Source organism: Ruegeria sp. C12, from assembly GCF_056537745.1.
Genome location: NZ_JBQFSA010000004.1, coordinates 44,496 through 59,634, shown reverse-complemented (window position 1 = coordinate 59,634; position 15,139 = coordinate 44,496). Strand labels below are relative to the sequence as shown.

Genomic DNA, 15,139 nt, shown 5'->3' with positions numbered 1-15,139 from the left:
AGTACTCACATGCGCAGCCGGGTATTTGATGTATGTGTCGTTGGTGGCGGTCCCGCCGGGTGCGCAATTGCCATGCGACTGAACACGCTGGGCCTTAAGGTATGTCTGTTGGAGCGGAATATCGAGCCCTGCCGACGACTAGGAGAATCGATAGCCCGCCCGGTGTTGGCCATACTCGACACTCTTGGTGTGCGTGATCGCCTCGAGAGCGCCAACTGCATGAAGCGTGCTGGATCAGTCGTGGATTGGGCAGGGAAACGCCATATATCGACGCAGGATGATCCGCTGGCAGCCTTCCATACCGACCGCGCCAGATTTGATCAAACTCTTCGCGACGCGGTGTTTGAGGCAGGGGTTGACGTGAGAATGCCTGCAGTAATCGTCCAGTCAAAGCGACTAAAAAGTGGTGAATGGAGTTTGATCATCCGACACGGGGTTGAACAAGCGCGTGTAGATTGCTGCTACGTTGTGGCCGCGACGGGACGCAGGTCACAATTTGCCGCCCGAACCGAGCGAATGTCCCCAAAAACCTTGGCACTCTTTGCATATTGGAGCACAGAAACTCGGGCATGCTATGGCACCAGAATAATCGCCGATAAAAATTCATGGATCTGGAGCGCCTCGCTCCCAGATGGCACGACCAATTTGGCGGTTTTTTCCGACCCTTGGAACCCAGTCATTAAGCGCGCATCCTCACTAAAGGCAGCGTACCTAGAGCTATTGCAAGGCTTGAACAGAGAAGATGGAAACATCGATGGCACGTTATGCACTAAGGTTTTTGCATGTGATGCATCAATTCTCTCAAAGGAGCCGCCAATTTCTGACGGTTTCATTAGAGTGGGTGATGCAGCCTTTAGCGTCGACCCGTTGTCTGCTCAAGGAGTGATTTTTGCGATGTCTTCTGCCCTACGTGGCGCGGCGGTCATAAATACAATGCTTGCGAGGCCTAAAGATAAGGATATTGCTGAAACTTTTTACAGAGAACGACAGAGCCGAATACTGCAGCATGCTCAGAACGTGGCGGGAGGTTACTATCGAGAGCAGGCAGTTTTGCATCCGACGACCTTCTGGCGTCGAAGAGCGGCGTTAAAAGAAACTGCAGCCCGCCCTGAAGCAACTCGCTCGCCAATTCCACTTTCTCCGAGCAGCATTGTAAAACTATGCAATCAAGCAAAATTCCAAAAAGTCCCCTTGCTCGCAGGGAACTTTGTTGAACTTTCACCAGCGCTGCATCATCCTAGTCTGGATGAACCATTTGCTTTTTATCATTCCGTGTCATTGAAAGACCTTGTATGGGTTTTGAAGTCCAATATTTCTGTGCAAGAGATCATTCAGATTTGGAGGCAAAGACTAAAAGAATCCGATGCAATTGCACTTCTGCAAATGCTTTACACTAGAGGCGTAGTTGTTAATACGGGAGCACCCGAACACCGGCAGCGTTAATTCTATTGCTGCAAAAGATCTTGTTTAATATTATCCACAAGCGATCCGAAGCCGTAGTTGGTAGCTGCCGACATTAACGCCTTAAGTTCTTCATGTTTCGAGGAGACGTCAGCGTCACCTGAGTACTTAATAAGCGTTCTTCCACGCGCACATATTAGTTTTGCCCAAGTTAAGTCATCGGCGAGCGAATACCTTTCTAGAGCATCCATATGTTCTTCGGCGCTCTCTAATTCTCCGATTCCGAGAGAAACTTCGATCGCATCTCGATGAAACCAAAGATGACCGGACCCGATACAACCACCGGACAGAATCTCCTTTCCCTCATCAAGTGCACGTTTTTTGGAATCCACATTGTCACTCAGCAAAGCTTTCTCAGCAAGGATGCGGGGACCGTTGTAGTTCATACCGAGCTGACGCGATAGTAGCAAAGCTTCATCGATATATTCCCGCGCCTTGGCGATCTGATGTCCGACACGACAGACTTTGGCCATGTAAGTCAAGTTGAGCGGTCGAAAACGGGCCAAGTGTAAAGTTCTGGCGAGACTTTCGGCGCTTTCTGCAGCTTCAAGCGCAGCTGCACTGTCACCTCTGTCGAAATGGACGACACTTAGTACCGAAAAGCAACAAAGTTGACCCCGTCGATGAGAACCTGAACGCGCAATTTCCAAGGCTGCTTCGCATTCACTAACAACAGAAGCAAGATTGCGGAAGTAGTGCCCGCACGTTGGAAGCATGTGTTCGTTTGCACCTCTGAGATGAAGCATACCATGAGCAGTCGCCATCTCTACGCATCTCTCGAAATAGTCGCGCGCGCGCCTCATACGCCCAAGAGCATATTCGGCGTCGCCCATCCCGCCATAAGTTTGTATCAAAGTAGTCGGATCTCTGGAAGTTTCGGCGTGCTTGTGTGCAGCATTGTGAGAATTGGAACACTCCTTGATCTTGCCAAGAGCAAAGTAAACGTTTCCTCTCTCTCGATATGCATTCGCAAGTTTCTCGTGATCTCCGGTGCTCGAGATCTTGGAGATCGCACTATCAAGTAGTTTCAGAGCATCTTCATAGCGATCACAGCCAGCAGCATTCGCTGCAAGCTGAACTTCAATTTGAGGTATTTCGTCTTCGTCAGTCCCGAGTTCAAGTGCAGCCTTCAGGCTATCGCTTGATTTTACCAAATCTCCATTCAAAGCTTGAGTTTTTCCCAAGAACAGCCCCAGTTTTATTCGGTTTTGATTGTCATCCTCTGGAATCAACTCAAGACCCCGCGACGCCAAAGTGATCGCATTGTCGTTGCGATATTGCCGCGCCTCTGCGCGAGCTGCAGCAAAAAATGCGTCGGCTGCTCGTTTATCTCCGGCGCTCATGAGATGCTCTGCGAGCGTAGGCAAATCATGTTGGAGAAGTTCGTAGTATTCGGCAGCCTTTTTGTGCAAATGCTGCTTTCGGGAGGGTAAGAGGAGTGAATACATAGCATCTCTAATCAAAGAATGTTCAAAGACACAATTGTCGTGATCTGCTTTGAGCAATCTTCTATCTACCAAACGCGAAATATCAGCATCTTGCGAGCCCATGATGTATCGGACAAGGTCCCATTCAGATTTCTGACCCGCCACGGAAGCACTCTGAAGAACCGAGAGTTCTCCCTCAGACAGCCCATCGAATCTATGCCGAATGGCACTCATGATTGTTGGCGGCAATTCGTGCGTTGTTTCTGCCGAGTCGTTCCTGATTAAATTGACCAAGAAAAATGGGTGGCCGCCGGCGCGTTGCACGCAACTAGCCACTCTCTCAGCGTCTAGCCTTTTCTTTTCCTCATCCTCAACTGATCGAACTGTCTCACGAGCTAGCTCTTTTGATTCTTGGATGGATAGATGCGATAGTTGAAAGTTAATAATCGGATGGCGGTTTGAAATATTGTTCTGCTCTCTCGAAGTAAAAACCACTAATAATGGGAAGTTCTGTGAAGCCTCGAAAAACACTTCTAGGACGCTCAAAACAAAAGTGTCAGCCCAGTGGATATCTTCGACTGCAATGATCACTGGGCGCTTCTCGGTCGCCTCTTCCAAAAGAGCAATAATTGCCTCTCGACGATCCTTTGTTTGGACCGCCAAATCTGTGATTTCGATTTCATGCACCCCTTCATTCCCCTGGGGCAGTCCAATGATTTCGCAAAGTAGTGAACCTATGATTGAATTAGGCCAGCGACTTTCGATTGCTCGTATTGCTTGATCCGATCGCTCAACGACGAACTCTTCGGTGCTAAGTAGTCGAAAAAAAATCATTCGTAACGCGTCCCGCCCCCTTATCGCTCCGAAATCGCGAATTACTCCAAAACAACTCATGCAGGAAAACTCGTCGGCCAAATTCAAAAACTGGGAAAGCAAAGAAGATTTCCCTAATCCTGCTTCGCCTGAAATTTGTATCGTTGCGCCCTTGCCATTAGAGAAGCAATCGCTGAGCAAATGTCGCAGCAGTCCTAGTTCACGCTTGCGCCCAACGAAATTTCGATCCGGTATGTGGGTAGGCTTATAATTAAGAAGTTTCCAAATCGGCTGCCTTTGGTCTCGCTTTATTATTTTCTGCTGCGCATCAAACTCAAAAGATGGTGGCAACGCACCACGCAAAATTCGAGATACCCAAATACCAGGTGAGTCAAACGCGGAAACAATTAAGTCCGCATTTATCAGTGGAGCGCCAACAGCTTGCTTCTCGCGACCTTTAATATTAGATACAAGGACCGGCCCGATGTCCAAACCAATCCGGACTGAGGTTTGCAATTCAGATTCAGTCAAAAATCTCTCGAAATCTAACGCTGCCTGAATAGCCCGCTCAGCATCGTCCCCAAAACTCTTGGGCGTGCCAAACAAAGCGTGCAATCGCCCGTTTGTACCGATCTGAGGAGTTCCTCCGAAATGACCGACGATAAGCTCAAAACGACTGGTGATGTGCTCAGTCGTTTCAGACATTTTTTCCAGATCAGTTGCGTTGGCCAGCGTTGAAAATTCCAAAATTCTGACAGACATTGCGATCAAATAGTCAAGCTGAGTGGTCGTAACTGCAATCCGACTTTGCCGTCGAGTTAAGGACCTTTCAGAAACGATGTAAGCTCTAATAGGCTGTTTAACATTGTGGACTGAATGTTTGCCAATGTCATGAAAATGCCAAGAGCTTGTACTTTCCAAGGCCCGATACATAGCTTCGGATACACAGATCTCGCCCGGATCAGCAAGTCGGTGCAAACGCTCCGCAAGGTTCACGCCATCCCCGTAGATATTCCCTTTATCCTCAATCACATCGCCAAAATTGATACCAATTCTAAACCGCAAGCGAATAACTTGTTCGTCATCTGCCCACTTCTCTTCTCGTCTCTGAAATTCGAGAGCTGCTTCTACGGAACTTTTAATGGTCGGGAATTCAGAGAGAAGTGAATCTCCAGCAAATCCAAGATTTGTTCCGCCGTAATCTTTTACAATTTGGGTAAGACGTTCTAACTCATACTTCAATACTGAATGCGTTCCGTCTTCATCTTCGCGGGTCAGGAGAGTGTATTTACTAGCATCTGCGTAGCAGATAACGGCAGTTCTTTTAATAAGTTCCTTGTTTTTCATGTTATTCGCACCGTATGAAAACTTGGGGGCTTTGGAGGGGCCCACGTGAGCAGTTTAGGTCAAATTTTAGTGTACGAACCGCCCTCGGTCTATGGGACGATGCAAACCGTTCAAGCTTCGTAGCTTGCGATCGGATATTTGGATCGCATTCATCAACTTTGGATAACCCATGGCGGTTTTCGCGCAAATTCTATTTGGGGCCGTATTGCAACTCTTTGCGGCCTCCTTGACATCCCGCAGTATAATGCTCTCGGCCAAGTGATTCCGCGGGGTTTTTGCCAGCCCAGTAAATGCGCAAGGACGAGCATGGACCGACCAGACGCTAGCTGTTTTATCAATTACTTATCTCCATCGGCACGTCAGGCTTTGGAACAGATGAGTGCAACTCAGTGCTATTCTGCAGGCGAAATAATCATTGCACAAGATGACACATCCGATTCAGCCTTTGTGGTGCTGGAGGGCGTGGTGCGCGCGACGGTTTTGTCGGCTGAGGGTAAGATGGTTACCTTTCGCGACGTCCGTGAAGGTGAGATATTCGGGGAATTGGCAGCCATCGATGGAGAGCCACGCTCGGCCAGCATCATTGCGGTCAGCGATGTGACCGTCAACGTATTAACGCGCGAGCAGTTCGCACGGTTAACCATAACCGAACCGGATTTCGCGTCAGCGCTGTTGCATCACTTTGCTAGGCAAAGCCGGGTGATGACAGAACGCATATTCGAATTTTCGACTATGTTGGTCCGCGAAAGGTTGGTGCATGAGTTGCTTCGTTTGGCTGGCGGTCCCAATTTCCGCGAAGGCACGGCGATAATCTCGCCGGCCCCGACCCACTACGATTTGGCGGTGCGTATCAGTACTCACCGTGAGGCAGTATCGCGAGAGATGAGCCGCTGGAGCAAGTTGCGCCTCGTCATCCGGGATGGACCGCAGCTACTTCTGTGCGATATTGCCAAACTGCGAGAAGTCGAAGGCGTCATAGCTCACGATCCTGGTCGCACAAGGTGATGTTTGAACGGTGGATACACCAATCTAATATCATGCTTGTTCTCTTGATCCTCCCCCTTTTAAGTGGTCCGCCGCTATGTTTAGAAGAACGGAGGATTTACGATGGGAAATAAGCGACGCAAGCCGAGGAGATTGTCTCGAAGCTACGGCAGGTTGAAGTTCTGATGGGGCAAGGTAGGGGGCGGGTCGATGCGATCCGCAAGATCCACATAACTAAGCAGACCTAGTTGATGAATGGTCTATGGCGCACCGTCAAGCGGATCAGCCGTGCGGTGCATCTCCGGGAGCGGACTTTATGGAGCAGCGCCGATGAAGGGCCGCTATTCGTATTGGGTCAGAAATGCTTGACGTTTGGGTCAGAAATGAATGACGCGATTCCCAGTTCTATTGAGGTTTTGACCGTCGATTGAGTCAAAGATCAGTGACGTTCCACAGTGCTTGTTGAACGTCACACGAACCTGACCCAACCGTCACAGTTGGACCAGAAATCAGTGAACGTTCGACATCGGAAGGCGCCCCCAACGTTGGATATCAGTTGAATTTGATCTTTGAGTCATCAACTAACACGCCGCCCCGATTTCATACTCCCGCAGACATTATGGTTTGATCTGACATCCATATCGGAAAATCAGAGCTGATTTGTAGGTCAGACAGCGAAGCTGCCTGTTCCTGCTAATCTGCCACGTGGCGAACGCGGGAGGGGGCGAGGCAACGCTATTCGATAGGGGTGGTGCGGCCCGCAGGCACAGCCGAGGACACGGCCTGTCTAATAGGGTTACCCTAGGGGGAGGGCAGCGCCCTCACCCTGACGGCCAGGGGCGTTTGGCTTGTCCAAATCCCGCTGGCCCACGAAAGGAATGAGGCGTGAAGGATGATAGCCACCATTGACGATCATTAAATTCCCTTAATAGCGAAAAGTGACATTCGGCCCAATCCCGACCTTCGCCGAGCATTCAAGATGCCGCAGCGGCAGCACGCATTCGGCCATTCGCTGCAGGCGCGAAACCTAATAAGCCCGCCGTCGGGGGGGGGCGTGAGAAAGGCGACAGTTGGCTCCTGATCGTGAATGTTGATTTCATTTCCACATTCTGAGTTGGTTATCGAATTTGACCATCCCGCGAAATATTGAAGCGTTCACAGAAGAGGTCTTGTGATTTAGTCAGAACGACGAAGGAGTGCATGCGCTAATGACTTTACAGGGTGTGTCTCCAGCGTTTCGAAACCTGTGTGGCAATATGCTTGAGAAATAGTACGCGTCCCCGGGACCCAGAACCCTGGACTGCCCATCTACCGTCACTTCAAGACGGCCCTCTATCACAACCGCGCATTCCTCTCCTTCATGCGATAGTTCAGACCGACCCGAGTCAGCTCCGACGTCGTACTTTTCTATGAGCATCTGAAGCTTTCTGTCTCGGCGCTCACCTGCGACAAGCAAATAGGAAACTCCGGGTGATCCAAGATCACGCATGCTGCTGTGAGGAAAATAAAAGCTGTCGTCGTTTTTGAGTTCAAAGCTGAAAAAGAAACCAAGATTTATGTCTACACCTGCAAGAATCTTCTTGAGCAATGCCACAGATGGCTGGGACGATCCGCTTTCAATTTGAGAAATCGTACCGCTTCCCACACCGGCCCGCTTTGCCATTTCGCGCTGACTGAGGCCCTTTGAGGTTCGAATCAATCGCAGCCGTCTTGCGGTTTCCAGATCAGATTTTAGTGAGGCATCCATAATGATTTCCCGCTTTTGATTTTAAGCACATTAGGGGGCGGCGGTCTGTTTTTCAATAACTTACAGAATCGCATAAAGCCGGGTGTGCGGAAGGTCTGAACTCTGCAAAGATTTGTCATCAAATGAAAATCTGTTTCACGAGGAAAGAACGTGCTCGATCAACCCAACTCAATGTCATCGTTTTGGATGCCGTTTTCGGCCAATCGTGATTTCCTTCGCGAGCCCCGAATGATCCAAGCGGCTGATGGGATGTACTACACTACCTCCGATGGTCGCAGGGTCATGGACGGCACCGCCGGACTGTGGTGCGTCAATGCCGGTCACCGTGATCCGCTTATCGTTGAAGCGGTACAGAAACAGGTGCACGAGCTGGATTACGCACCAAACTTCCAGTTCTCACACCCGCAGGCATTTGAGTTGTCGGCAAAGCTGACCGCGATGATGCCTGAGGGGATGAACCATGCTTTCTTCACCAACTCTGGCTCCGAGTCTGTTGATACGGCGCTAAAGATTGCGCTGCACTACCATCGAATGCGCGGCGATGGGGCGCGTACGCGTTTGATCGGGCGCGAGCGTGGCTACCACGGCACAGGGTTTGGTGGCATCTCGGTTGGCGGTATCGTCAAGAACCGCATGCATTTCGGCACGCTTCTGACCGGCGTTGATCACCTGCGTCACACGCATGATCTGGACAAAAACGCTTTCTCCCGCGGTTGCCCACAACACGGGGCAGAGCTGGCAGACGATCTGGAGCGTTTGGTTGCTTTGCATGACGCCTCGACCATTGCGGCTGTGATCGTCGAACCAATGGCCGGTTCGACCGGTGTTCTCCTGCCGCCGAAAGGATACCTAAAGCGGCTGCGTGAGATCTGCGACCGCCATGGCATTCTGCTGATTTTCGACGAGGTCATCACCGCTTTTGGCCGCTTGGGGGCAGCGACAGCATCAGAGTATTATGATGTAAAGCCGGACATCATCACGACCGCCAAAGGCCTCACCAATGGTGTCATTCCGATGGGAGCGGTCATCGTATCCGACAAGATATATGACTCGGCTATGGAAAACGCCGATGCGCCGATTGAGCTGTTCCACGGTTATACCTATTCCGCCAACCCTGTGTCCTGCGCCGCGGCGCTGGCAACGCTGGAGAGTTACAAGCAGAATGATCTATTCCGGCGCGCTGCATTGCTGTCGCAGCACTGGGAGGATCAGCTTCACAGCCTCAAGGGTCTGCCCAACGTCATCGATATCCGCAATCTGGGATTGGTGGGCGCGGTCGAGCTTGCACCACGAGAGGGCGCGCCTGGGGCACGGGGTTATGATGCAATGAAACGGGGCTGGGACGCCGGAATAATGATCCGTGTCACCGGTGACATTATCGCCTTGTCGCCGCCGCTTATCATTTCGGAACCTGAAATAACGACACTCTGTCAAACACTTGGAGAGGTATTGGCTGACTTGCCATGACCACTGACTTCTAACCCCAAAAAGGACTGACATCATGAAAGATGCATCCCCGATCGCTTTGATCGGCCACTACATTAATGGCCAAATCACTGCTCCTTCTGGTGAGAAGACCCAGCCGGTATTCAACCCTGCAACCGGGGCGCAAACCGGCGCGGTGTCGCTGGCGACGGTACAGACGGTTGACGATGCGGTTGCAGCTGCCAAAGCAGCGTTTCCCAAGTGGTCGAATACCCCGCCGATCCGCCGCGCCCGCCTGATGAACAACTTCCTGGCCCTGGTGCGCGAGCATAAGGACGATCTGGCCCGCGCCATCACCGTCGAACACGGCAAGGTGTTTACGGACGCGCAGGGTGAAGTTGAGCGCGGCATCGACATCATCGAGTTTGCCTGCGGCATCCCTCAACTCCTCAAAGGCGATTACACGGAGCAGGTGTCTACTGGAATGGACAACTGGACCACGCGTCAGGCATTGGGCGTTGTGGCCGGGATCACGCCGTTTAACTTCCCGGTCATGGTTCCGATGTGGATGTTCCCGATCGCCATCGCCGCAGGCAATACCTTTATCCTGAAGCCGTCGCCGACCGATCCGTCCGCAGCGCTGTTGTACGCGGATCTGATGCAGAAAGCCGGTTTCCCCGATGGCGTGTTCAACGTCGTGCAAGGTGACAAGGTCGCCGTGGACGCGCTGTTGGAGAATGACGACGTCAAGGCTGTGTCCTTTGTCGGTTCGACCCCGATTGCGAACTACATCTACGAGGTTGGTGCGCGGCACGGCAAACGGGTTCAGGCCCTGGGTGGCGCAAAGAACCACATGCTGGTGATGCCCGATGCGGACATGAACAAGGCTGCCGACGCCCTGATTGGCGCGGCCTTTGGGTCGGCGGGCGAACGCTGCATGGCGATCTCGGTTGCTCTGCTGGTTGGCGATGCTGCCGACAAGCTTATCCCGGTTCTGAAAGAGCGCGCCGAAACCCTGAAGGTCAAGAATGGCCTTGAGCTGGATGCCGAGATGGGCCCGATCGTTACGGCTGCTGCGCGTGACCGGATCAAGGGTTACATCGACTCTGGCGTTGCAGAAGGTGCTGACCTGCTGGTCGATGGCCGCGACTACAGCGTCGAAGGGCATGAGGAAGGCTTCTTCCTGGGCGGCACTCTGTTCGACAATGTCACGACAGACATGAAGATCTACAAGGAAGAGATCTTTGGCCCGGTTCTGTCCTGTGTTCGCGTCTCGAACTTTGCCGAAGGCCTGCAACTGATCAACGACCACGAGTTTGGCAACGGCGTGTCGCTGTTCACCCGCGACGGCAATGCTGCACGTGAGTTTGGCAAGCAGGTTCAGGTCGGCATGGTCGGCGTCAACGTTCCGATCCCGGTTCCGATGGCCTGGCACGGTTTTGGCGGCTGGAAGAAGAGCCTGTTCGGAGACATGCACGCCTATGGCGAAGAGGGTGTGCGTTTCTACACCAAGCAGAAATCCATCATGCAGCGCTGGCCCGAGAGCATCTCGGAAGGTGCTGAGTTTGTGATGCCTACGGCGAAATGATCATTCGATCCAAGGAGTGAAGAACATGTTCATTGGTGTTCCCAAGGAAATCAAGAACCATGAATATCGGGTTGGCCTGACCCCCGAAAGCGTCGCGGAACTGGTCTCGCATGGTCACAACGTCATCGTAGAGACCAATGCCGGGACTGGCATTGGGGCTGATGACGACGCCTATCGCGCTGCCGGAGCCGAAATTGCTGCAACTGCAGCCGATATCTTTGCCAATGCAGAGATGATTGTGAAGGTGAAGGAACCTCAGGCCGTTGAGCGCACCATGCTGCGTGAAGGTCAGATCCTTTATACCTATTTGCATCTGGCCCCCGACCCGGAACAAACCAAAGATCTGGTCGACTCGGGCGCTGTCTGCATCGCTTATGAGACCGTCACCGACGACAATGGCGGTCTGCCCCTGCTGAAACCGATGAGCCAGGTTGCCGGTCGCATGTCGATCCAAGCCGGGGCCAGCGCGTTGGAAAAGGCCAAGGGCGGTCTGGGTGTATTGCTGGGCGGCGTGCCTGGTGTGAAGCCGGGCAAAGTTGTGGTCATCGGCGGTGGTGTCGTTGGCTTCAACGCGGCCCAGATGGCCGTCGGCCTGCACGCGGACGTGACCATTCTGGACCGTAACCCTGCAGTTCTGGAGAAGCTGGAAAACCACTTCGAGGCCTCGGCCAAGGTTGTCTATTCAACCAAAGCTGCACTGGAGGAAGAAGTCACCAATGCCGATCTGGTTGTTGGCGCGGTTCTGATCCCGGGCGCTGCTGCGCCCAAGCTGGTCTCGCGCGAGCTGATCTCGAAAATGAAACCCGGTGCGGTCGTCGTGGACGTGGCGATCGATCAGGGCGGCTGCTTTGAAACGTCCAAAGCCACCACTCACGCCGAGCCCACATATGTTGTCGACGATGTTGTTCATTACTGCGTCGCCAACATGCCGGGCGCAGTCGCCCGAACCTCGACCTATGCACTGAACAACGTCACGCTGCCGCACGCTCTGGCTATTGCCAACAATGGCTGGAAGCAGGCGCTTGCAGACAATCGTCACCTGATGAATGGCCTGAACGTGGCCCACGGAAAGGTGACTTACAAGGCTGTGGCCGATGACCTTGGATACGAGTTCATCGCCCCGGAACTTTGCTGAACTGAAGCAAAGAAATGTCCCACCGCGCGTAATGCGGCGGGACACACACCACTGAGGAGGAAACCTTAATGATTACGAAGATTAACCGCCGCGCCCTCGGCGCGATGGGTGGCGCAGCTTTGCTCGCTGCAACCACAATCTCAACGACCGCTGCAGCGGAAGACATGACACTGCGCTTCGCTGGCGTGTTCCCGATCGATCATCAGGGCACGAAGATGATGGAACAGGTCGCAGCGGATGTGGCAGCAGCGGATGTCGGCTTGAAGGTCGAGGTCTTCCCTGCAAACCAGCTGGGTTCTGGTGAGGCGCTGTTCGAAGATGTTGCACGCGGCAACATCGATCTGGCATCGGCGTTCATCTATGCCGATACAGATCCACGCCTCGAATTCCTGTCAATGCCGTTCCTGCTGGGCGGCTGGGATGACATGGAGAGCACGCTTCTGAACATGGACTCCGAGTTCAACACCATCCTGCAAGAGATCACCGACGAATATGGCGTGCGCGTCATGGCGCAGAATCCGGAAGGGTTCATCGGCATCGTTTCGTCGCAAGAGCCCCAGAACTGGAATACTTTTGACGACAAGGGCATGAACATTCGCGTCTGGTCGTCCAGCGTTGTGAAGTCGATGGTCGAAGAACTGGGTTACCAGGCGACCACCATGGCATGGGGCGACATCTTCCCCGCACTTCAGGCCGGTATTGTTGATGGGGCGATCTGCTGCACCAAGACAGCCACCTACTCGATCTTCGCTCAGTCAGATGTTGGCACCCATTTTGTCGAGTACAACTCGATTTCGGAACTGACAACTTTCTATGCGTCGCAGCGGACACTCGACAAGCTGAACGATGAACAGCGCACCGCTCTGCAAGCCGCTATGACCAAGGCGTCCGAAGACTTCTTTGCCTACAACCGTGAGAACGACGAAGTGTTCGGCCAGAAACTGATCGACAAAGGCTACACCATCTTGCGCCTGAGCGACGAAGAACAAGCTGCGATGGCCGCTCATGTCCAGGAAACGGTCTGGCCCGCAATGGCACAAAACGTCGGTCAGGACATCATCGACCGCCTGCTGGCAGCAAAAGAACAGCAATAATCACTGAGAAGAAGGGCCAGCAGATCATCTGGCCCTTTTTTGGTCTTTGGCTCAACAAAGGGAGGGAGAAAGATGTCTAGTTCTGAAGCTGAACGTCCATTGGTCGTCGAAAGCGCAGAAAAGAAGAGTTCGCAAAAAATCACTGACGAGTTGCCAGTCATTATTGGGTATCCGCTGAAAGCAGTGGCTTTTGTCATGAGGCAGATCGTTATGTTTGCCGGTTTCCTGATGGCTTTCACATTTGGGGCAGTTGTTGTCATCCGGTATGGATTTGGCGGTGATCTGTTTGCCTACGAAGAATGGCTTTTGGGCATTAGCATCATCGGCTTTTTTGCAGGTGCTGTTCTGGCCTCTGCCCGCAACCTGCACATCAACGCGGACATTCTTGGCATTGTGATCCAAAATCCTCGGTTGATTTGGTGGCGCGGCTTTGTCGTCCTGACAGTCGAGGTGCTGGTGATCCTATTCCTCATGTACGCCTGTTATGTCTCGCTGCTTGATGACTTCTCATTCCCCCGGCTGCGCGCAACCCCGGTGCTGCGCATTCCGTTTGTGACCTGGCGGATTGCAATCATGATTGCCTTTGGCCTCATGGCGACGTTCACGGCGGCATATTTGTACGTGCACATCCGCAAAGGGCTCGGTCTACCCCTGAGATCCGAAATGCAAAAAGGAGAAACCCAATGATCATCGGAGGAAGTCTCCTTATCGTCTGCTTTATGCTGCTGTTAGGCGTCAGCGTTTATGTGGCATTCGGATCGGTTTTGATTTTCATCGCCCTTATTGGAGATCAATCCATCACTGGCTACTTGCCCACCGGCTCTACAGGTATCCGCTCACTGGTGCTTCTGGCGATCCCCCTCTTCATGATTGCCGGTGGCATCATGGAAAAAGGTAAGATCGCCGCCCCTCTTGTTGCACTGGCTGAAATGTTCATTGGTCACATCAAAGGAGGTTTGAGCGCAGCGGGGGTGCTGGCCTGCGGTGTGTTTGGCTCCATTTCCGGCAGTGCAAACGCAACGCTGACCTGTATCGGCGGCATCATGATGCCCCACCTGAAAAAGGCCAACTATCCGGGTGGGCAATCGGCGGCTTTGATCGTAGCGGCCAGCCCTTTAGGTCTGTTGATCCCGCCGAGTTCGTCGCACATCCTTTATGGCTGGGTCGCACAGCAGCATGTACTAAAGTGCTTCTTGTCCACGGTCATTCCGGCGATCATCCTGATCACGCTATTGATAATCGTTAATCAGTTCATGCTGCGGAAGTATGACGACATCAACCTGACGGAGCGTCCTAAACCGTTCCTGCCGACATTCGGAGTTCAGGCGCGCCTGGCCGGACCTGCGCTTATGATGCCGTTGATCATCCTTGGCGGTATCTATGGCGGTATCATGACACCGACCGAAGCCGCCGGTATCGCAGTGGTCTACTCGATCCCAATCGCGCTCTACTTCTATCGTGGCCTGACCTGGAAAACTCTGGCCCAGACGATCCAGAATTCCGGAGTTACGATTGGTGTGGTCATGGTCATGATCTTCATGGTTCTGATCGTGTCGGACAACCTGATCTCGCAGGGTGCACCTCAGTTGGCCAAAGATCTGGTCTATTCCGTTTCGGACAATCCGGTCGTCATCCTTCTGATGATCAACGTCGTGATGATCCTGATCGGGATGCTGATGGACGATATCTCCGGTCTGCTTTTGGCAACACCAATCCTACTGCCCATCGCGCAGAGCACCGGCATGGATCCCATCCATTTCGCGGCCGTGATTGGCGTGAACTTAGGTATGGCGAACATCACCCCTCCGACTGCACCTCTGCTCTATCTTGGTGCGCAGGTCTGTGATGAACCGGTTTCGCGCATGTTATGGCCGACTTTGATCTTCATAGTCTTTGCCTGGCTCCCAACGCTGATGTTGACAACTTTTGTACCAGAGTTGGCCCTGTTCCTGCCGGACCTCCTGCTCAGCAGGTAGCGACGGGAAAGCACAAATAAGCCCAAGACGAAACTGCACGCACCCCATTCTTACGGCTGGGGTGCCTGTGCGCCCTCCCGAACGTGAAATAGGAGCGGCGAGTTAGCAGCAGAAAACTGAAGACCTGAATACGGAGGTTTGA

At 52.8% G+C, this 15,139-nt stretch carries 10 protein-coding genes and 1 pseudogene; 9 read left to right on the top strand and 2 right to left on the bottom strand.

Annotated features, from left to right (window positions below; genetic code table 11):
• Positions 1-9 precede the first annotated feature (9 nt).
• The gene (gene qhpG / locus ACR0C9_RS09485) at positions 10-1,443 is read left to right on the top strand and encodes a flavin-dependent monooxygenase QhpG (RefSeq protein ID WP_480780881.1); all 1,434 of its coding nucleotides are present in this window, start codon (positions 10-12) and stop codon (positions 1,441-1,443) included.
• 2 nt (positions 1,444-1,445) lie between these two features.
• Here the strand turns inward: qhpG and ACR0C9_RS09480 are convergent, their stop codons facing one another.
• On the bottom strand, positions 1,446-5,048 hold the full coding sequence (locus tag ACR0C9_RS09480) for an AAA family ATPase (protein WP_480780880.1): 3,603 nt from the start codon (positions 5,046-5,048) through the stop codon (positions 1,446-1,448).
• Positions 5,049-5,354: 306 nt separating this feature from the next.
• On the opposite strand from ACR0C9_RS09480, the gene ACR0C9_RS09475 reads away from it, so the two are divergent.
• Together ACR0C9_RS09475 and ACR0C9_RS09470 are read left to right on the top strand one after the other, a co-directional pair.
• The gene (locus ACR0C9_RS09475) at positions 5,355-6,053 is read left to right on the top strand and encodes a Crp/Fnr family transcriptional regulator (RefSeq protein WP_480780879.1); all 699 of its coding nucleotides are present in this window, start codon (positions 5,355-5,357) and stop codon (positions 6,051-6,053) included.
• A gap of 102 nt (positions 6,054-6,155) precedes the next feature.
• Positions 6,156-6,277 (top strand): annotated as a pseudogene (locus ACR0C9_RS09470) (IS3 family transposase); the annotation flags it as partial.
• Positions 6,278-7,212: 935 nt separating this feature from the next.
• Here ACR0C9_RS09470 and ACR0C9_RS09465 read toward each other — a convergent pair.
• Entirely contained in the window at positions 7,213-7,779 is a 567-nt protein-coding gene (locus ACR0C9_RS09465) for a cupin domain-containing protein (protein WP_170456026.1), read from the bottom strand.
• Between the two features lie 171 nt (positions 7,780-7,950).
• On the opposite strand from ACR0C9_RS09465, the gene aptA reads away from it, so the two are divergent.
• The 6 genes from aptA to ACR0C9_RS09435 all read left to right on the top strand — a co-directional run bounded on the left by aptA (position 7,951) and on the right by ACR0C9_RS09435 (position 14,997).
• Entirely contained in the window at positions 7,951-9,246 is a 1,296-nt protein-coding gene (gene aptA / locus ACR0C9_RS09460) for an omega-aminotransferase AptA (RefSeq protein WP_480780878.1), read from the top strand.
• A 34-nt stretch (positions 9,247-9,280) separates the two neighbouring features.
• Positions 9,281-10,792 (top strand): CoA-acylating methylmalonate-semialdehyde dehydrogenase, encoded by a 1,512-nt coding sequence (locus ACR0C9_RS09455; RefSeq protein WP_480780877.1) that lies wholly within the window; start codon positions 9,281-9,283, stop codon positions 10,790-10,792.
• A 25-nt stretch (positions 10,793-10,817) separates the two neighbouring features.
• Positions 10,818-11,927 (top strand): alanine dehydrogenase, encoded by a 1,110-nt coding sequence (ald, locus tag ACR0C9_RS09450; RefSeq protein WP_170733111.1) that lies wholly within the window; start codon positions 10,818-10,820, stop codon positions 11,925-11,927.
• Between the two features lie 104 nt (positions 11,928-12,031).
• Positions 12,032-13,021: a TRAP transporter substrate-binding protein DctP gene (gene dctP / locus ACR0C9_RS09445; RefSeq protein ID WP_170456159.1), complete on the top strand. Its 990-nt coding sequence runs from the start codon at positions 12,032-12,034 to the stop codon at positions 13,019-13,021.
• 72 nt (positions 13,022-13,093) lie between these two features.
• Positions 13,094-13,708 (top strand): TRAP transporter small permease, encoded by a 615-nt coding sequence (locus ACR0C9_RS09440; protein WP_480627364.1) that lies wholly within the window; start codon positions 13,094-13,096, stop codon positions 13,706-13,708.
• Positions 13,705-14,997 carry a TRAP transporter large permease gene (locus ACR0C9_RS09435; protein ID WP_170456020.1) on the top strand — a complete coding sequence of 431 codons (1,293 nt, stop codon included), beginning with the start codon at positions 13,705-13,707 and terminating at the stop codon, positions 14,995-14,997. The genes ACR0C9_RS09440 and ACR0C9_RS09435 overlap by 4 nt, the downstream gene beginning before the upstream one ends.
• The last annotated feature ends 142 nt before the right edge of the window (positions 14,998-15,139 follow it).

Coding starts and splice junctions, on each gene's coding strand:
- ACR0C9_RS09435 (WP_170456020.1), top strand. CDS start 13,705: ATGATCATCGGAGGAAGTCTCCTTATCGTCTGCTTTATGCTGCTGTTA.
- ACR0C9_RS09440 (WP_480627364.1), top strand. CDS start 13,094: ATGTCTAGTTCTGAAGCTGAACGTCCATTGGTCGTCGAAAGCGCAGAA.
- aptA (WP_480780878.1), top strand. CDS start 7,951: ATGTCATCGTTTTGGATGCCGTTTTCGGCCAATCGTGATTTCCTTCGC.
- ACR0C9_RS09475 (WP_480780879.1), top strand. CDS start 5,355: ATGGACCGACCAGACGCTAGCTGTTTTATCAATTACTTATCTCCATCG.
- dctP (WP_170456159.1), top strand. CDS start 12,032: ATGGGTGGCGCAGCTTTGCTCGCTGCAACCACAATCTCAACGACCGCT.
- ald (WP_170733111.1), top strand. CDS start 10,818: ATGTTCATTGGTGTTCCCAAGGAAATCAAGAACCATGAATATCGGGTT.
- ACR0C9_RS09465 (WP_170456026.1), bottom strand. CDS start 7,779: ATGGATGCCTCACTAAAATCTGATCTGGAAACCGCAAGACGGCTGCGA.
- ACR0C9_RS09455 (WP_480780877.1), top strand. CDS start 9,281: ATGAAAGATGCATCCCCGATCGCTTTGATCGGCCACTACATTAATGGC.
- qhpG (WP_480780881.1), top strand. CDS start 10: ATGCGCAGCCGGGTATTTGATGTATGTGTCGTTGGTGGCGGTCCCGCC.
- ACR0C9_RS09480 (WP_480780880.1), bottom strand. CDS start 5,048: ATGAAAAACAAGGAACTTATTAAAAGAACTGCCGTTATCTGCTACGCA.